General features: G+C 49.3%; 13 protein-coding genes. 5 read left to right on the top strand and 8 right to left on the bottom strand.

Features of this window, described 5'->3' with window-relative positions; genetic code table 11:
• Nucleotides 1-36: 36 nt before the first annotated feature.
• The 6 genes from CF168_RS04155 to brnQ all read right to left on the bottom strand — a co-directional run bounded on the left by CF168_RS04155 (nt 37) and on the right by brnQ (nt 5,929).
• Entirely contained in the window at nt 37-456 is a 420-nt protein-coding gene (locus CF168_RS04155) for a GNAT family N-acetyltransferase (RefSeq protein ID WP_089067075.1), read from the bottom strand.
• 13 nt (nt 457-469) lie between these two features.
• Nucleotides 470-799 (bottom strand): hypothetical protein, encoded by a 330-nt coding sequence (locus CF168_RS04150; protein ID WP_011718131.1) that lies wholly within the window; start codon nt 797-799, stop codon nt 470-472.
• Nucleotides 800-837: 38 nt separating this feature from the next.
• Nucleotides 838-2,562 (bottom strand): single-stranded-DNA-specific exonuclease RecJ, encoded by a 1,725-nt coding sequence (recJ, locus tag CF168_RS04145; protein ID WP_089067074.1) that lies wholly within the window; start codon nt 2,560-2,562, stop codon nt 838-840.
• A 92-nt stretch (nt 2,563-2,654) separates the two neighbouring features.
• Nucleotides 2,655-3,380 carry a bifunctional protein-disulfide isomerase/oxidoreductase DsbC gene (gene dsbC / locus CF168_RS04140; protein ID WP_011621591.1) on the bottom strand — a complete coding sequence of 242 codons (726 nt, stop codon included), beginning with the start codon at nt 3,378-3,380 and terminating at the stop codon, nt 2,655-2,657.
• Between the two features lie 149 nt (nt 3,381-3,529).
• Nucleotides 3,530-4,432 carry a site-specific tyrosine recombinase XerD gene (gene xerD, locus CF168_RS04135; protein ID WP_089067073.1) on the bottom strand — a complete coding sequence of 301 codons (903 nt, stop codon included), beginning with the start codon at nt 4,430-4,432 and terminating at the stop codon, nt 3,530-3,532.
• 81 nt (nt 4,433-4,513) lie between these two features.
• Entirely contained in the window at nt 4,514-5,929 is a 1,416-nt protein-coding gene (gene brnQ, locus CF168_RS04130) for a branched-chain amino acid transport system II carrier protein (protein WP_167373550.1), read from the bottom strand.
• 526 nt (nt 5,930-6,455) lie between these two features.
• On the opposite strand from brnQ, the gene CF168_RS04125 reads away from it, so the two are divergent.
• Nucleotides 6,456-7,181 (top strand): tRNA1(Val) (adenine(37)-N6)-methyltransferase, encoded by a 726-nt coding sequence (locus CF168_RS04125; RefSeq protein ID WP_089067071.1) that lies wholly within the window; start codon nt 6,456-6,458, stop codon nt 7,179-7,181.
• 56 nt (nt 7,182-7,237) lie between these two features.
• Here the strand turns inward: CF168_RS04125 and CF168_RS04120 are convergent, their stop codons facing one another.
• Both CF168_RS04120 and CF168_RS04115 read right to left on the bottom strand, forming a co-directional pair.
• Nucleotides 7,238-8,233, bottom strand: coding sequence for a response regulator (locus tag CF168_RS04120; protein ID WP_089067070.1), 996 nt, complete (start codon nt 8,231-8,233; stop codon nt 7,238-7,240).
• A gap of 2 nt (nt 8,234-8,235) precedes the next feature.
• The gene (locus CF168_RS04115) at nt 8,236-11,598 is read right to left on the bottom strand and encodes an MHYT domain-containing protein (RefSeq protein WP_089067069.1); all 3,363 of its coding nucleotides are present in this window, start codon (nt 11,596-11,598) and stop codon (nt 8,236-8,238) included.
• A gap of 400 nt (nt 11,599-11,998) precedes the next feature.
• Between CF168_RS04115 and srmB the strand changes: the two genes are divergently transcribed.
• The 4 genes from srmB to CF168_RS04095 all read left to right on the top strand — a co-directional run bounded on the left by srmB (nt 11,999) and on the right by CF168_RS04095 (nt 18,828).
• Nucleotides 11,999-13,261, top strand: coding sequence for an ATP-dependent RNA helicase SrmB (srmB, locus tag CF168_RS04110; RefSeq protein ID WP_086902650.1), 1,263 nt, complete (start codon nt 11,999-12,001; stop codon nt 13,259-13,261).
• 254 nt (nt 13,262-13,515) lie between these two features.
• On the top strand, nt 13,516-14,733 hold the full coding sequence (locus tag CF168_RS04105; RefSeq protein ID WP_037430327.1) for an efflux RND transporter periplasmic adaptor subunit: 1,218 nt from the start codon (nt 13,516-13,518) through the stop codon (nt 14,731-14,733).
• Nucleotides 14,733-17,936 carry an efflux RND transporter permease subunit gene (locus CF168_RS04100; protein WP_089067068.1) on the top strand — a complete coding sequence of 1,068 codons (3,204 nt, stop codon included), beginning with the start codon at nt 14,733-14,735 and terminating at the stop codon, nt 17,934-17,936. The genes CF168_RS04105 and CF168_RS04100 overlap by 1 nt, the downstream gene beginning before the upstream one ends.
• A gap of 187 nt (nt 17,937-18,123) precedes the next feature.
• Nucleotides 18,124-18,828, top strand: coding sequence for a TatD family nuclease-associated radical SAM protein (locus CF168_RS04095; RefSeq protein WP_089067067.1), 705 nt, complete (start codon nt 18,124-18,126; stop codon nt 18,826-18,828).
• Nucleotides 18,829-18,836: the final 8 nt, after the last annotated feature.

Raw genomic sequence — 18,836 nt, 5'->3', positions numbered from 1 at the left:
ATGCTGGCTTTTTGTTTTAGTGCTAACAATCCGGTTCTACAGGTAAGCATTCTCAAGTCGAATTTGCATTAAGGTTTCTGGTGTATCGACCGCTTTGAAACCAAATTGCGCATAGAGTCCATGGGCATCGCGGGTGGCGAGCATTATGCGTCTTAATCCTTGCAGATCAGGATGTTCCATAATTGCTGCCATCATCATCTTACTTAAACCTAAGCCGCGGTGGGATTCGAGGACAAACACATCGGCAAGGTAGGCAAAGGTGGCTTTATCGGTAATCAGTCGCGCAAAGGCAAGCTGCTGATTATCCTGATCAAACACCCCAAAACATAAACTGTTGCCAAGCGCCTTTCGCAAGAGTTCTGGCGGCATCCCCTGCGCCCAATAACTGTTGGCAATAAAACCATGGATAAGCTCAAAATCCATTTCCGTTTGCGCTGTGCTGACTCGATATTCCATCACTCGCCTCGATTTAGCTGTTGTTGACGCTTACCAATAACATGAAAGCCATGGCAAATAACACTAATTTAGCTAATGAATACAAGGCCCCCGCCAGAGTGCCACCGCCATGGTTAGTAAATGCCAAGTGGCGATTGATTTCATATTTAAATAAATGGGCGAGATGACGATAAGCCAAAAAGTAAAGCAGTGAAGCGGCAGGCCAAATGCCAATAATCAGCATTTGGCCCTGTTCCTTGGTCGTCAAAAGTGCTGACAGAAAGGGAATACTCAAACATGCCGCGTATATCCAGGCAAAACGCTTAAGTAACTGACGAATTTTTTTATCCGATAACGGCTTCAACTGAACTCCTTTTCATCTTACTTCCACGCAATCACTGACTACATTGGCTCGATTTGCTCGACCATCAACTGCAGGGTGAAATTACCGCGATATTCATTTACATCCAGCTTATAAACGATGCGCGCATGTTGAATCGTCGCATCGGGCCAAGTGTGTAAATCCACATTAAAGGCAATCGCATCTAACATCACGGTACTGCATGGGGTTTCAAGCACTAATTTAAGGTGGCGCTCCCCCACAATCCGCTGCTGGATAATCTTAAAATAACCATCGAATAATGGCTCCTCGAAGGACTGACCCCAAGGTCCGGCATTACGCAGTAACTGGGCGATTTCGAGGGTAAGTTCCGTCGGAGTTAATTCGCCATCGGACCAAAGCTCACCCGTGAGCTGCTCAGGCTTTAACAGTTCACGCACCGCATCATCATAGGCTTTAGCAAAGGTTGCGAAGCCACCAGACTTTAAAGTTAAGCCCGCCGCCATTGCATGGCCGCCAAATTTGCTGATAAGCCCAGGATGACGCGAGTTAACCAACTCCAGCAGATCGCGCATATGCAAGCCTTTGATAGAACGCGCCGAGCCTTTAATTTCACCATTCCCCGCGTCGGCAAAGGCGATAACGGGTCTGTGGTATTTATCTTTAATCCGTGAGGCAAGAATTCCGATAACCCCTTGGTGCCAATCCTCTTGAAAGAGGGCAATACCCCACGGAAGTTGCTCTTCATTAAGCTTTAGATATTCAAGACTTTTCAGCGCCTCTTGCTGCATCCCGACCTCAAGCTCACGACGCTCTTGGTTGAGACTATCGAGCTCTGCCGCCATCCGCCTTGCATACATGATGTCTTCGCACAGCAGGGTTTCGACCCCAAGCGCCATTTCATCCAGCCGGCCGGCGGCATTGAGCCTTGGCCCTACGGCAAAGCCAAAGTCCGAGGCAACAATGCGAGCAGGATTACGTTTGGCCACTTCGAGTAAGGCGGTAATGCCTACGCGGCATCGACCACTGCGTACCCGCTGCAATCCCGCCTCGACCAAAATACGATTGTTGGCATCGAGCGACACCACGTCGGCCACAGTGCCAAGGGCAACAATATCCAGCAGAGTACCTAGGTTGGGCTCGGCAATGCCTCGGGCTTGATACCAATGACGAGTGCGCAGCTCTGCCCTAAGCGCCGTCATCAGATAAAAGGCGACCCCGACGCCAGCAATGGATTTACTAGCAAACTGACAACCCGGCTGATTGGGATTCACTATGGCATCGGCCGCCGGTAACTCATGGCCGGGTAAGTGATGGTCGGTGATCACCACCTGCATGCCAAAGGTTTTGGCGGCAGCTACACCCTCAATCGAGGAAATGCCGTTATCAACAGTGATAAGTAATTCTGCCTGTTTGGATGCCGCCACGGCGACAATCTCAGGACTCAGACCATAACCGTAGTCGAAACGATTGGGGATCAGATAATCGACCTTGCTCGCGCCCATCATCCGTAACGCTAACAAACACACGCTAGTCGAGGTAGCGCCATCGGCATCGAAATCGCCGACGATCAGTATCGACTTATCCTGCTGCATCGCATCGGCAATCAACTTAGCGGCCGGCTCCAAGCCCTTCATTGTATCGGGTCTTAGCAGGCCTTTGAGCACCAGTTCGCATTCGTTGGGCATAACACCACGGCGGGCGTAAAGCTGTCTTAATAACGGCGGAAGGTGAGCGGGTAAATGGCTATCATCAACGGTTGGGCGACGGACTATCTTATGGATCAAGGGAGCAAACTCTTAAGCAATCATGGGGCTAAGATAACAAAAAGGTGAGCCTTAAGCTCACCTTTAATGGGATAAATTTATCCGAAACCGGATTATTTGCGAGCTTCTAAAGTACGCAGTAGATCGGCAGGTGGTTGATATCCTGGGATCATATTACCGTCTTCCAATACGATTGCAGGCGTGCCGTTAACGCCAAAGCTGGTACCTAGCTCATATTGCTCGGCAATCTTGGCATCACAGGTCGCGGCGGATACTTTTTTGCCAGCCTTAGCTTCTGTCATGGCCTTTAATGGATCCTTAGCACACCAAATAGCCTGCATCTCATCGGCATTGGCAGATGGTACACCAGCACGTGGGAAGGCTAAGTAACGCACGGTAATGCCAAGCTTGTTGTAGTCGGCCATTTGGCTATGTAACTTACGGCAGTAGCCACAGCTCACATCGGTAAACACAGTCACAACGTGTTTTTCATCCTTGGCTTTATATACCAGCATATGATCTTCAAGCGGCTTCATCATCGCCAGACGAGGGCCTGCAAGCGCCGCTTCCGTCAGGTTTTTCATGCCCTTATCAATATCGTATAAATTACCGTGGAACAGTTTTGAGCCATCGCGGCTGATATAAAGCACGCCACGGTTGGTCATGGCTTGATATAAACCTTCGATAGGTGAATCCTGCATTGAAATCACTTCAACGTCTAACATCTCGCTGAGTTTTTGCTTAATCGCAGCTGTGTCGGGAGTGGTCGCCGTAGCGGCGCTGGCCAGAGGCGCAACAACAAGCGCGAAAACTAAAGATAATGCTCGGGTCAACTTCATGGGACTTCCTATTAAGTAAATCGCTACTGCGACATATGGGTCATCTTATTAGACCCTGTATGGGGGCAAAAAGTTACAGACAAGCTAGATAGAATGCAAATTTATACTGTAACTAAATTCAACCATTCGAGGTTTTGTGAAGGATAAACTTAACCGCGAGGATGATGCTGTTGGTGCAACTCTTGTAATCTCGCTCGCGCCACATGGGTATAAATTTGAGTCGTCGATAAGTCACTGTGACCTAAGAGTAATTGTACCACCCTAAGGTCGGCGCCATGGTTAAGTAAGTGGGTGGCAAAGGCATGACGCAGGGTATGGGGTGAAAGTTCAGTTTCGATGCCGGCGCGGCTCGCATAGAGCTTGATCCGATGCCAAAAGGTTTGCCTTGTCATCATCTGTGCCCGCTTCGAAGGAAATACCACATCGGACTGAATATTGCCCAAGAGTTCGTGGCGCGCAAAACTTAAGTAACGCTCAACCTCGGTAATGGCCAGCTCGCCCATGGGCACTAACCGCTCTTTACCGCCCTTACCCACAATCCGCACTAAACCTTGGCGCAAACTCATCTGCTCCAGGGTGAGCCCCACCAGCTCACTCACCCGCAATCCAGTGGCGTATAAGAGTTCAAGCATGGCTTTATCACGGCACTCGACGGGGTCGTCCACATTGGGCTCGGCCAGCAATCTATCGACCTGTGACTCACTTAAAGAATCTGGCAATTGCCGACTCAATTTGGGCGATTCAATCAGCGCCATAGGATCGCCAGCAATCTGTTTGGTCTGCAATAAATAAGTGTAAAAGCGCCGTAAACTACTGAGTAAACGTGCGCTACTGGTGCGGGCAAATTGTTGTTCGACTCGGTAGGCTAAATAGGCACGCACATCGGCTTGCCCCACCTCGATTAACCGCAGGCCTTGGCTCTGTTGATAGCGGTCAAAATGGCGTAAATCGGTGCGATAGGCACTCAAGGTGTTATCACTTAAGCCCTTACTGGACCAAAGATCATCGAGAAAGGCATCGATAAGCGGATCGCACTGATAGGTTTTAGCCACAAAAACTCCATAAAAAACGGCGTATTCTAAGGATACGCCGTTGATATTAACTCAATTGTTCTGCTTGTGGCAGCGTCTTGTTTATGCCGCGCTGACCGCTTTCGCACCGCCGCGGCCAAACAATAAACACAGCACGATCACGACTAAGGTGGGCAGTAACCACGCCATGCCTTCTTCGTACAGTGGCAGGATAGACAGTGTCGGAGACATACCGCTGACGAGATCGATAAAGCTCTGCGCCGCTTCGGTGATGCCTTTACCGTCTTCACCAGTGAGGCCTTTCGCTGCGACTTTCATCCCATCGAAAATACCAAATAGCAGGGCTACAGACAGTGCTGCACGGTGGGCAAACTGTGGACGCGGGAAGTGTTCGGTCAAGAAGGTCACCGCCACTAAGGCAATCGCCACAGGGTAAACCGCCATTAACACTGGAATACTGATAGCAATTAACTGAGACAGGCCCACGTTTGCGATCAAGGCGCAGATGGCGCTCAGCAGAACCACTAAGAAACGGTAAGACAGCTTTGGCATCAGCTCATTGAAAAACTCAGAGCAGGCACTCACTAAACCGACCGCCGTGGTTAAGCAGGCTAAGGTCACAACGGTAGACAATAATACTGTGCCTAAACTGCCAAACTCACGAGTCACATAGTTAGTTAAAATCTCGCCACCGTTTTTAGCACCTACGGCAATATCACCCGCCGTCGCACCTAAAAAGAACAAAGAAACATAAACAAATGCTAGACCTGCCGCCGCAATAAAGGCTGCGCGGATCAAATATTTAGTTTGCGCGCTAGGTTGGTCAATCCCCTTTTTACGCAGCAGATCGATAATCAACATACCAAACATTAACGACGCTAGGGTATCCATGGTGTTGTAGCCTTCGAGGATACCTTTGGTTAGCGGATGGTTTTGGTAGTCACCCACGGCCACTCCAACTTCTGCAGCGGGCAAAAACACCACAGACAGGGCTAAACCCACCAGCAATAACAACAGGATAGGCGTTAATACTTTACCGACGCTGTCGAGTAATTTACCGGGGAATAATGCCAGCAGCATAGTCACAGTAAAGAAGCACAGGGTATAGATAAGTTGCGACAAATTAAGCGACAAACTGCCGAGCATAACGGTCGCACTCGTATTGTCGATAAAGGGCTTAGCACCGATTTCATAGGCCACCAGACCCGTACGTGGCGCCGCAAACGCAGGCCCAATAATAATATAAATCGCGATGGCCAATGCGGTTGCCGCAAACACTGGTAGCATTGCCATAACCTTACCTTGAGCCTTAGCAACAGCAATGAGCCCGACTAAAGGTAAACCTACGGCAGTGATGAGAAAACCTAACATAGCAAGGGGCATATTCTCCCCGGCCAACATGCCCGCAAAGGGTGGAAAAATTAAGTTACCCGCCCCCAAAAAAAACGCGAAGGTCATAAAACCTAAGCCTAATGTATCCCCGATACTCATCTGATTGTCTTGCACGGAAAGCCCCATCTTGTCTTATTGTTTTTAATAAACTTAAGTGATTATGTGTCGATTAGCCATAGCTAAAACAAAGCCCATCCGGAGTGCAAATCTATGTTTACACAATTCCGTGGTAAATATGTGCGATATCTGCTGAGTTTATAAACAAAAATGAACTAAAAATTGGCTTCACTGCCGATTTATTCACCTAAAAACCCGTTCACCTATCCGTTAATCATAAAATTGATTAAAAATGGGGGCGAAACTAATATCAGAATTTAAAAACCAATACAACAGACAAGATTGTTTTCACCTAAAAAAGCCCTGCAATGCTAATTAACTGCTAACAATGCGTTACCGGGGTAATAAATTAAACCCTTAATTAAGTGAACTTCGACTCAAAACAGCATAAAAAACACAAAAACTAGATCTAAATGGAAGAATGAACTTATTTGTATCAGGCACAAAAATCTTAGCGAATATGCGTTATGCCCTTTAAAATAACGCCAGCCCTTATGGGCGAAATCTTTATTATTCACTTAATGATGTAATTCCCATGGCATTTACCTTTAAACAATTCCACATTGACGACCTTAATTGCGGCATGCCCGTCAGCACCGACGGCGTGATATTAGGCGCATGGGCCCCCCTATCGCAGGCTAAGCATATTCTCGATATTGGTGCGGGAAGTGGATTGTTAAGTTTAATGGCGGCGCAGCGTAGCCAAGGGCAAATCATCGCTGTCGAATTAGAAGAAAAAGCCGCAGCGGCCTGTAGATACAATATGACGCAAAGTCCGTGGGCGCAGCGCTGCCAGCTTATACATGGCGATATTCAGCACGTTTGCCAACAACCTGAGTATCAAGGGCATTTCGACCATATCATCTGTAACCCGCCCTACTTTGAGCATGGCCCCAAGGCGAACGAGCAACATAGGGCGATGGCGCGCCACACTGACACCTTAGGCTTTACGCCCTTACTCGAGGCGATAAATCAGTGCCTATCGCTTGAGGGTTACGCCAGCCTTATTTTGCCCATCCAAAGCCTGACGCGCTTTAAGGCTTGCCTAGATCAGACTGAACTTTATCTTGCGGAGGAAGTGAGGGTTAGCAGTGTGGAGAATAAGGCCGCCAATCGCGTGTTGTTGCTGTTGGCTAAGACTGCGCAGACTAAAAGTCACGATGAACCTTGTCAGCACACAGAGCTCATTCTACGCGGGGAAGATGGCCGCTATACCGAGCAAATGATTGCCCTGACCAAAGATTTTTATCTAAAACTGTAATTCAAACGAGTGATAAGGCTCCAGCAAGAGCCTTATCTTTTATCGCTAATCTAATATCAGCTATCTACCCATTTATTTTTAATCTCTAGCACTTTATCTAAGTTATCGCTAAATAACCGCACCAACTCAGGATCGAAATGCACCCCGCTCTGCTCCTGGATATAGTCCATGGTCTTCTCGACTGACCAAGCCTCTTTATAGGGGCGTTTACTGGTCAGGGCGTCAAACACATCGGCGAGGGCAACTATCCGTCCTTCTAAGGGAATGGCTTCGCCTTTCAATCCATTAGGATAACCAGTGCCGTTCCATTTCTCGTGGTGAGTTAAAGACACAGATTTCGCTAACCGCAGCAGCTCAGAATCCGCCTCACCGATAATCTCGGCGCCAATATGGGGATGGGTTTTCATAATGGCAAACTCTTCATCGGTCAACTTACCCGGTTTGAGCATAATGCTATCGGGAATACCGATTTTACCAATGTCGTGCATGGGCGCAGCGTGTAATAAATCATCCGCCTGTGCCTCACTCAAGCCGTAGGCCAAGGCCAAAATTTTAGAATAATGGCTCATGCGCAGCACATGGGTACCGGTTTCATTATCTTTATATTCGGCGGCGCGACCTAAACGTTGGATCACTTGCAAGCGAGTGCGGCGCAATTCATCGGCCTGCACTAAGGATAAATGGGTTTTCACCCGGGCTTTGACTACGGTGGCCGAAATCGGCTTCACAATATAATCCACCCCGCCCACGGCAAAGCCCGCCGCTTCATCGTGCTCATCATTCAAAGCGGTAACAAAAATCACAGGGATCGATTGGGTCTCTGGGATATTTTTCAGCAACTGACAGACTTCTAGCCCCGTCATATTGGGCATCATAATATCCAGTAGGATCAGCGATGGCAGCTCAGTTTGCGCGAGGCGCAGGGCCTCTTCGCCACTTTTGGCAAAGATAAGATGGTAATCCTGATGCAAAACTTGCTTGAGCACCCGTAAGTTAACGGGCTCATCATCCACCAACAATAAGGTTTTCTTATGTTCAGATGTAGACTGCATTGCTACTCCTTATTCGCGGTGATAGTACGCCGTAACTCGGTCAATTCGTTATGGGCAATATCAAAATCAAAGTTGTCTAAGGCTTCGGTAATCATGGCCACATGAAGGCGCAGATGTTCATCAATACGAGCGGTAAGCGCCTCAAGATCAGACTCTTCAAAACTATGGTGCGCAATCGATGCCAGCAAGGCATCAATATGTGCTAATAATTCTGCGGGATCGCTTGTCCCCACATGGACGGCGGCGGAGGCGCTGGCCGTTGGCATTGTGGTGCCCTCGATATAATCCCCAATCTCGACGAGGGAGTCGCTTACCTTAGCAACTATGGCCTCCATGGCTTCACGCGAGGGCGAGGGCGACTCAGCTTGCGCTAACTGCTCTAACTGTCCAAAGTGCGCCATCCACTGCAATAGACCCAAATTCCCACTAACGCCTTTCAAACTATGGCTTAAGAGCTTAATGGTCACAGTATCTTGGTCATTTATCGCCTGTTGTAACGCTTGATTTTTCTCTGGCCATTGGGCAATAAACTTCATCAACTCTTTGATAAATTGCGGTTTAGAGCCCCACAATTTCACGCCCTTGGCTTCATCGACTAATTGCGTGCTAGCAGGCTGCGAAGAGACAAACTCGGCCTGAGGCGGATTAAGCTGCAACACTCTGGCAATTTCCCGCGTCAGCAGCACAAAATCGATGGGCTTATTGGCAAAGCCATCCATACCGGCTTGCTCGGCGGCGCTCTTATCTTGCTCTAACACGCTCGCGGTTAACGCAATGATTGGCATACGGGGTAATTGAGATGCGACTTCTTGCTCGCGGCGCATCTTCGCCGCCGTCAAACCATCCATGACTGGCATTTGCAGATCCATCAGCGTGATATCGATGTCGGCTTTTTGCATCCGCAGCAGCGCCTGTTCACCATCGCGGGCGGTGATCACTTTATGCCCTTGACGGGTTAACCATACGGATAGGAGATCGATATTCTGCTGAATATCATCGACCACTAACATCGTCAGTGGCGGTAATGACCAGTTATCGTCGTGCTGGCTCGATAGCGGCTCAAAGCTAGGTTGCAAGGGAATAGTAAAGCGGAATGTACTGCCTTGGCCGAGGGCACTTTTCGCCTCAATCTTACCGCCCATCAACTCAACTAACTGTTTACTGATGGTCGTGCCAAGCCCTGTGCCGCCGTATTTTCGGCTCATGGACACATCGGCCTGGGCAAATGCCTCAAAGACCCGATTTAGCTGCTCGGGGGACATGCCAATACCGGTATCGACAATCTCGAAGCTAACCAGAGAGTCATCCTGCGGGAAGACGTTGACCGTGACTTTGCCTTCACAGGTAAATTTAACCGCATTACCAATTAAGTTGATCAGCACTTGGCGGATGCGCTCCGGCGAACCAATAAAGTTCGCCGCCATCGTCGGCGCGATATTAACCTCGAGGGATAAGCGCTGCTTTTTCGCCTGCAACCACAGGGTTGAAATCACAGTATCGATTTCATCGGTTAAGCAAAACACTCGATTTTCTAACTCGAGTTTACCCTTGTCGAGCTTGGCGCTGTCGAGCACATCGTTGAGTAGATGCAGCAAGGATTTGGCGGAGCGATTGATGGTGGAGAGCTGTTTTTGCTGCTCAACATCTAATACCGACTCCAACAGAATATCGCTAAAGCCGATGATGGCATTCATTGGCGTGCGGATCTCATGGCTCATGTTGGCCAAGAAAGCTGCGCGGGCGGCAGCCGCCTGCTCGGCATTATTCTTCGCCATCACTAAGTCCTGTTCCATCTCCTTACGCTCGGTGATATCCATCAGGAAGCCGTCAATCCACACCTCTTTGCTGGTTTCATCGAGGATATAATTGCCGTGTTCAAACAACCAACGCACCCCGCCATCTGCGCGGATAATACGGTATTCCATCGAAAAGGTCGGCGGCTGCGCTTGGGCGTAAATGGTTTCAATATCGTCCGGATGATAGAGATCCGAGAAGAAACGTTTCGGATGGGGAAGCTCGAAATCCTCGGCGGGATAGCCAGTGATGTTTTGCACCGCGTCGCTGATAAACACCATGGGCCAGCCCTCTGTGCTTTTACAGCGATAGGCAATGCCTGGAATATTAGTGATCAGCGAGCGAAACTTGGCCTCATTGTTTTTAAGCTCTTGTTCCATCTCATTACGTTGGCTGAGATCGGAAATAAAGCCAACAAAGTAATGGGCTTTGCCCTGCATCACATGGCCAATACTCAGGCGCACTGGCACTAAATGGCCCGCCTTATGCTGCGCCTCGACCTCACGCCCCGTGCCGATAATCTGCGCCTCACGGGTTTTCACGTATTGGGCTAAATAACCATCGTGGTTCGGCCGAATCGACTCGGGCACAATTTTCTTCACATTCGCGCCCAGTAACTCGGCGGATGACCAACCTAAAATAGTGGTCACCGCTTTGTTCACATTCACTATGATGCCTTGCCCATCGATCGTAATAATCCCATCGACTGCAGTATTCATCATGGCGCGCATACGGTCTTCGTTTGATTTTGCGAGCAAAGACAAGTCTTTATACTTAAAAATCACGTTCACAATCAGCACTAAGCAGATGATGATAACAGTGATCACCGAGACGCCGAGCGCCAGATAAAACGAGATTTCTGAGGTCTGCTGGCTCAGCTCAAGACCTTCGGGTTTAACGAATCGCGCCGCCGCCATGCCTGTGTAATGCATGCCTGAAATCGCCAGTCCCATGACGATACTGGCGATAAAATTACAGCTAATGCTATTCATATTGGAGGAAATAAGCTGATTCAGCCCAGTGCGCACCCACAGCGCAATAATGGCGAGTAGTACAGCGACTACGATAGACAGCGCAAAAATCCATGGGTCATAACGCAGTAATGGTGCCATCTCCATGGCCGCCATCCCCACATAGTGCATAGTGCCAATCCCTGCACCCACTAAGGTGCCGCTAATCAGCACTTGGGAAAGTTGAAAACTCGGCTTAGAAAGCAAATTCAGCGCCACCCATGAGGCACCAATACTAGGCAAAAGGGATAGCGCCGTGAGCCCAAAGTTATAGGTCACGGGCGAGCATAAATCGAAGGCTAACATTCCGATAAAATGCATCGACCAGACCCCACCGCCGAAGACTACGCTCCCCGTCAGTAACATGATCTGTTGCCGCGCTCTCGATTGACTCAGCACCGCTTGAGAGGTGACCTGAAAGGCCATAAAAGCGGCAAAAATCGCAATCAGAATGGAAATAGTGACCAGCAGAGGATTGTAATAGACATTCAGCAATAGGCTGTCTTGGGAAGAAATAAAAAACTGCGATAACCAATCAAAAGCCATATGTTCCAAGCCCATGTTTTAGAAACGTAAAACCTAATCGTAACCAACATTCGAATACGCCAATCCAAGCAGGGCTAACGCTTGGGTACTATGGGATGCGCTCATCAACCATAGGCACAATTTATTGTTAAGACTCCAGCTAACATCCCATCAATCCTTCGAACTCTCTCAACAACAGCCAATTTTTTACAATGTTCTCTTTATCTTATACATCTTTTGCAAAATGTCTGCCTTCAAATGCAATAGAGTACGGTAAAATCCACTCCCAACAGCCGCCACCAACAAGCCTTGAAGTGAGTAGACCCGCACTGCATCGGCCAAAGCACGTAAAAGTAAACCCTCTCCCGATTAAATTATTTAAGTTAACGGTTATAACCTTTATAATGCTTGGCTATTATTCGTCGAGACGCCGCGCATGCAATTTGAAGATTTTCAGCTTGACCCTAGCTTATTAGAGTCACTTAAAGCCATGGGGCACCTGTCGCCCACCACCATCCAGCAAGAAACCCTGCCACATGCCCTCGAGCAGCGGGATATTTTGGCGCGCGCCCCGACGGGTACAGGTAAAACCGCCAGTTTCTTATTGCCTGCGTTGCAACACTTAATCGACTTTCCCCGTCGCTATTCTGGCCATGCGCGAATTTTGATCCTGACGCCAACCCGTGAGTTAGCCAGCCAAATTCACCGTTATGCCTGCCACTTAGCCACAGGCCAAGGGCTGAATATCGCCATCATCACTGGTGGTGTGCCCTATGGTCCACAGGAAGAAGCCTTAAAAGACAATATCGATATTCTGGTCGCGACTCCTGGTCGTCTGATGGAATATTTAGATAGAGGCAAATTCAGCGCAGAATCGGTCGACATATTGATCATCGACGAAGCCGACCGCATGCTCGATATGGGTTTCTCCGCCGTGGTGAAGGCCATTGCCCTGGAAGCCCAAGGTCGTAAGCAAAATATGCTGTTTTCGGCCACCCTCGAAGGCAGCGGCGTTATCCGTTTTGCCCGCGAAGTGCTTAACGATCCTATCGAAATCGATGTCGACGCACCGCGCAAAGAAAAGGCTAAGATCCACCAATGGATCCACCTTGCCGATGATAAAGAACATAAGATTGCTCTGCTGTGCCATCTGCTCAAGCAGGAAGAGGTTAAACGCGCCATCGTATTCGTAAAGACTCGCGATGTGGTTTCTAGCCTCGAAGGTCAGTTGCTGAAAGCCGGTATTCCCTGCGCCTTTATGCGTGGCGATATGGAACAGAAGAAACGCTTCCAAGCCTTAAGCCGCTTTACCAAAGGCGAAGTGAATGTGTTACTGGCAACCGATGTAGCCGCTCGTGGTATCGATATCGACGATATCACCCATGTGATTAACTTTGACATGCCACGTTCTGCCGATAGTTACATCCACCGCATTGGCCGTACTGGCCGCGCGGGCGCGAAAGGAACGGCGATTTCATTAGCCGAAGCTCACGATATGCGCATTGTCGGTAAGATTGAGCGTTATATCGAGCAGCCGCTTAAGCGCCGTATTATTGAGGAACTGCGTCCTAAGCACAAAGAAGCGCGTGTACCGACCAAGAAAAAAGCGAAGGTGAAAGCCAAAGAAGCGGCCAAGCGAACCAGCAAGAAAGAGGCAGCGAAAAAGGCCACTAAAATTGCCCGCAAGAAGCAAGCTTAACCCCTCCCCAAAGCCGCATAATGCGGCTTTTTTTATGCTCGCCCGCCGCAAAAAATCGCTATAACAAATGCAAACGGAGTGACCCAAACACTCTTATCTTCCATATGCTTATCGGCGGCCAAAAAAGAGGTGGCGTACCGTAAAAACGCGCCATCACCTTTAGACACATTTTATTTACAAAAATAAATTTATTGCGCCGCTCGACTCTGATACTTTAGGCGCATTAAGCGATTTAGCACGGATGTAACAATCATATGATGAAAACTTTACTCAGGAGATTATCTCCTCTGTTTATACTGCTGTTATTTGTTGTTGGTGCGATAGCACTGATGTCAACTAAGGAAGCCCCCGAACAAAAACCTGAAGAAATGCCAGTACCTATCGTCGATGTCACTCAGGTTGAGCAGCAAACGGTATCGCTTAATCTTCCTTCCTACGGCGTGGTTACCCCTAAATATAAGACGCAACTGGTGACCGAAGTCCAAGGGCGGATGCTGAGCATTTCGCCGCAATTTGTGGCTGGTGGCATAGTGAAGAAAGGCGACCAATTAGCCCAAATCGAACCTTCGGATTACGAAGCCGATTTAATGCAAGCCGAAGCCACCTTGGCTCAGGCAACCGCGGCGCTCAATGAAGAAATCGCCCGTGGCGAAGTCGCTAAAATCGAATTTAAGGGCTACGACAAAGGCTTACCGCCAGAGCTGGGATTACGTATCCCACAGCTGAAAAAAGAGCAAGCCAACGTTAAATATGCCCAGGCCGCACTGGCACGCGCCCAGCGTAACTTAGAGCGCACGGTTATCCGCGCGCCCTTTGATGGCATTATCAAGGCCAGAAATGTCGATTTAGGTCAGTACGTGACATTAGGCACTAATTTGGGTGAACTGTACGACACTAGCATTGCCGAAATTCGTCTGCCTATCTCTAACGATGATTTAGCCTATTTGGAATCCGTCGATCACCCCGATACCCAAGTCACCTTAAGCGCCTCTTTGGCGGGTAAGGAAAACACTTGGATGGGTAATATTATTCGTAGCGAAGGCGTGATTGATGCCGATAACCGCATGGTTTACCTCGTCGCCGAGATTAAAGACCCTTACCTACGTGAGCATAAAACCCAAGGCAGTTTACCGCTGAAATACGGCAGCTTTGTGAATGCCGTGATTAAGGGCCGCACCGTCGATGGCATAGTTAAACTGCCTCGCCACGTGGTGCGTAACGAGCATGTGGCCTTAATTAACGAGCAAAATATTGTCGAGATGCGCCATGTGAATGTCGTGCGTAGCGATCTTGAAAATGTGTTCATCAAGGACAGCTTAAAAACCGGTGAGCGCGTTGCCATCACTCACTTTAGCAATATGGCGAATGGCCAGTTGGTCAAAATCATAGGTGAAGATGCCAAGCCGGTGCAGACCCCCACACCTAAGGAAGATGCTCCTGAGTCGAGTCTTGCGGCCGCTGGAGTGAACTAATGGATACTCAAAAAGGGATCTTAGCCTGGTTTGCCCGCAACAGCGTGGCAGCCAACCTGTTAATGTGGGCGCTGCTGATTGGCGGTCTATTTAGCACAGTGTTGATTAATAAAGAGGTATTCCCCTCTTTTAACCTTAACTTATTGAGCATTACCGTTGCTTATCCCGGCGCTGCGCCGCAGGAAATCGAAGAAGGCATCAACATCAAGATTGAAGAAGCCATCCAAGATATCAACGGGATTAAAAAAGTCACTTCGGTTGCCAGTGAAGGGGTTGGCGCCATCACGGTCGAAGTCGAAGATGACTACGACGTGCAAACCGTGCTCGACGAAGCCAAGTTACGATTGGACGCGATCTCCACCTTTCCGGTGAACATCGAAAAACCGCAAATCTATAAAATCGAACCCGAAAACAACGTGATTTGGGTGTCGGTCTACGGTGATATGTCGCTGCACGATATGAAGGAGTTGGCTAAATCGGTACGTGATGATTTGACCCAACTTCCCGCCGTGACCCGCGCGAAAGTCACGGGTGTGCGCGACTATGAAATCGGTATCGAAGTCTCAGAAGATAAGCTGCGGGAATACGGCTTAACCTTCTCGCAAGTCGCCTTGGCGGTGCAAAACTCTTCTATCGACTTGCCGGGCGGTTCGATCCGCGCCGAAGATGGCGACATTCTGCTACGAACGAAAGGCCAAGCCTATACTGGCGATGATTTTGCCAATATCGTCGTCACTACCCGCGCCGATGGTAGCCGAGTGATGTTGCCTCAGGTGGCAACCATTAAGGACGATTTTGAAGAACGTTTAGAGTACACCCGCTTCAACGGCAAGCCAGCGGCCATTATTGAAGTGACCAGCGTTAACGATCAAAACGCCCTCGACATCGCTCAACAGGTCAAAGACTACGTTGAGAAACGTCGTGCCACTCTGCCTGCCAATGCAAAATTAGACACTTGGGGAGATTTAACCCACTACCTCAAGGGCCGGTTGAACATGATGATGTCGAACATGTTTTATGGCGCCCTGTTAGTGTTTGTAATCTTAGCCCTGTTCCTCGATCTCAAACTCGCCTTCTGGGTGATGATGGGGTTACCCGTGTGTTTCCTCGGCACTATGCTCATCATGCCGCTGGAACCTTTCTCCATGACCATCAACATGCTGACATTGTTCGCCTTTATTCTCGTCTTGGGGATAGTGGTCGACGATGCGATTGTGATAGGCGAAAGCGCCTACAGTGAGGTCGAGCGGCACGGACACTCTATTGATAACGTGATCCGCGGGGCACAAAAAGTGGCCATGCCAGCCACTTTCGGGGTGTTAACCACTATCGCCGCCTTTATTCCTATGTTGATGGTCTCTGGCCCCATGGGGATTATTTGGAAATCCATCGGCATGGTGGTCATCATGTGTCTGGCGTTTTCACTGGTGGAATCTAAATTTATCCTGCCAGCGCACTTAGCCCACATGAAGTTCAGAAAACCAGGTGAACCCACGGGTTTCTTTGGACGCTTCAAGGACAGATTTAACAATCGCGTTCAGCACTTTATTCACCACAGTTACCGCAACTTCCTCGAGCGCTGTATCCAACATCGCTACAACGTCGTCGCGGCCTTTATCGGTGTGTTGATTTTATCCATAGCCTTAGTCGCCAGCGGCAAAGTGCGCTGGGTGTTCTTCCCCGACATTCCATCGGACTTTATCCAAGTACAGCTAGAAATGGATGAAGGCAGCTCAGAGCAGAACACCCTCAAGGTGGTACAGGATATTGAAGAAGCCCTGTACAAGATGAACGCTAAAATGGAGAAGGACAACGGTAGCGAAGTGGTGAAGCATAGCTTTATCAACATGAGCTCGCGCACCTCCGCCTTTATCTTTGCCGAACTGACCAAGGGCGAAGACCGAGAAGTGGATGGCGAGGCCATTGCCGCCGCATGGCGAGAACAATTGCCCGAGTTACTGTCGGTGAAGAAGCTCGACTTTAACGCCAGCGGGAACGGCGGTGGCGGTGGTGACATATCCTTTAGATTGACCTCGAGCGATCTCGAAGAATTATCCGCAGCCGCCCGCGAGCTCAAGCAAAAGCTCGCCACCTACGAAGGTGTGTATGATATTGCCGATAACTTCTCTTCGGGTAGCCATGAGATCCGCTTAAAGATCCGCCCCGAGGCCGAAGCGCTAGGTTTAACTTTGTCTGATTTAGCTCGCCAAGTCCGTTATGGCTTCTATGGTTATGAAGCACAACGTATTTTGCGTAATAAAGAAGAAATCAAAGTCATGGTGCGCTACCCCTTAGAGCAGCGCCGTACCGTTGGTTACCTCGAGAATATGTTGATCCGCACGCCGCAGGGCAAGTCGGTGCCTTTCTCTACCGTTGCCGAGGTTGAAAAAGGCGAATCCTACGCCTCTATCACACGTGTCGATGGCAAGCGGGCAATTACCATTATTGCGAATGCTAACAAACACAAGGTGGAACCTTCTAAGGTTGTTACTGAGATCCAAAAGGATTTCCTGCCGCAGTTACAGGCCAAGTATCCTAAAATCCAAACCACCCTCGATGGCGGCAGTTTGGATGAACAGAATGCTATGGTCGGTCTAATGCAGGGCTTCTTCTTTGCGCTGTTTACCATTTATGCCTTAATGGCGGTGCCGCTGAAGTCTTACAGCCAGCCACTGATCATCATGTCAGTGATCCCCTTCGGGATTATCGGCGCGCTATTTGGGCATTTGATCCAAGGTCTTGCCATGAGCGTCTTGAGTCTCTGTGGTATCGTCGCGCTCGCCGGGGTAGTGGTAAACGACTCCTTGATCTTGGTGGACTTTGTTAACCGTGCGCGGGAGCAAGGGCAATCGGTCAGACAAGCGGCGGTAGATTCAGGATGTTATCGTTTTAGGGCGATTATCTTGACCTCATTGACCACCTTCGTCGGTCTTGTGCCTATTATTCTTGAGCGCAGCCTACAGGCGCAGATTGTGATCCCTATGGCGACTTCCCTTGCCTTCGGTATCCTATTCTCGACTGTGGTGACCTTAATTTTGGTGCCTTTGCTGTACATCATTCTCGATGATGCTAAACGCGTTGGAAGCCGCTTCTACCATTGGTGGTGGCGTCCAAAAACATCGCAGGAGAGACATTTACATACCAATGAGAGTCACAAGGTGTCCTTAGACGCCTTTAATGAACCTGACTATAAACAGGATTAGTGGTCGTCAAGTCACCATTGTCCCCCATAAAAAGAGAGCCTAGGCTCTCTTTTTTATCTCTGGTTTCCCCTAACGAGTAAAGCGCGTTGTGCGATCTAGGTGGCAGTTATCAAGGATCGCATTCGTTACACTCAACCTAAGTGACCGCCAAGATGCCAATAAAGTCGATAGTATGAAAACAGATCGGATGCCAAACTCACATTCTGCCCCAATCCACCCCGCCCCCATTAAAGCCACTGAAACCTTAGCCAATGGCAACACCACGGCGGAAGTGTGCACTAATGAAACCTGCGCCACCGAAACCTTAGTCTATGATATTCGCAGGAGTCGTTATCTGAATATCACGGGTCGCTGCACCCTGCGTTGCGCCTTCTGTCCTAAACATAATGGCAGTAAACAAATTCACGAGTATCAATTGGCATTGACCCACCAGCCCAAGCCGGAGGAAATTATCCCGCTGTTAGGCGAGGTGGAAGACTTTGAGGAATATGTGTTCTGCGGGTATGGTGAACCGACGATGAATCTGCCGACATTGCTGGCCGTAGCCAAGGAAATCAAACGCCGTGGCGGCCGCGTGCGGGTCAATACCGATGGCTTAGGCAACCTAGTTCACAGACGCAACATTCTGCCCGAGTTAGCGGAGTGCGTGGATGGATTATCCATTTCCCTCAACGCCGACAATGAGGCCGCCTATAACCAACATTGCCGCCCAAAACTGGCAGGTTCCTACGCCGCCGTGAATGCCTTTATCGCCCTCGCCCCCCATTATATCGAGCGGGTACAAGTCTCGGCGATTGAGGGATTAGAAGGAGTCGACATCGATCTTTGCCGCGAACAAGTGCTCGCCTCGGGCTGCGAGTTTAAGCACAGAGTGTTAGGCGCACTCGGTTAACCGTTCCG

The organism is Shewanella bicestrii, from assembly GCF_002216875.1.
GTDB lineage: Bacteria > Pseudomonadota > Gammaproteobacteria > Enterobacterales > Shewanellaceae > Shewanella > Shewanella seohaensis.
Note: the sequence above shows the minus strand (reverse complement) of the source record. Positions and strands in the feature narration are given on the sequence as shown.

What these genes read in the sequence shown, in the direction of transcription:
- CF168_RS04155 (WP_089067075.1), bottom strand. Translation starts at nt 456, where the DNA reads ATGGAATATCGAGTCAGCACAGCGCAAACGGAAATGGATTTTGAGCTT.
- dsbC (WP_011621591.1), bottom strand. Translation starts at nt 3,380, where the DNA reads ATGAAGTTGACCCGAGCATTATCTTTAGTTTTCGCGCTTGTTGTTGCG.
- brnQ (WP_167373550.1), bottom strand. Translation starts at nt 5,929, where the DNA reads ATGGGGCTTTCCGTGCAAGACAATCAGATGAGTATCGGGGATACATTA.
- CF168_RS04125 (WP_089067071.1), top strand. Translation starts at nt 6,456, where the DNA reads ATGGCATTTACCTTTAAACAATTCCACATTGACGACCTTAATTGCGGC.
- CF168_RS04120 (WP_089067070.1), bottom strand. Translation starts at nt 8,233, where the DNA reads ATGCAGTCTACATCTGAACATAAGAAAACCTTATTGTTGGTGGATGAT.
- CF168_RS04115 (WP_089067069.1), bottom strand. Translation starts at nt 11,598, where the DNA reads ATGGGCTTGGAACATATGGCTTTTGATTGGTTATCGCAGTTTTTTATT.
- srmB (WP_086902650.1), top strand. Translation starts at nt 11,999, where the DNA reads ATGCAATTTGAAGATTTTCAGCTTGACCCTAGCTTATTAGAGTCACTT.
- CF168_RS04105 (WP_037430327.1), top strand. Translation starts at nt 13,516, where the DNA reads ATGATGAAAACTTTACTCAGGAGATTATCTCCTCTGTTTATACTGCTG.
- CF168_RS04100 (WP_089067068.1), top strand. Translation starts at nt 14,733, where the DNA reads ATGGATACTCAAAAAGGGATCTTAGCCTGGTTTGCCCGCAACAGCGTG.
- CF168_RS04095 (WP_089067067.1), top strand. Translation starts at nt 18,124, where the DNA reads ATGCCAAACTCACATTCTGCCCCAATCCACCCCGCCCCCATTAAAGCC.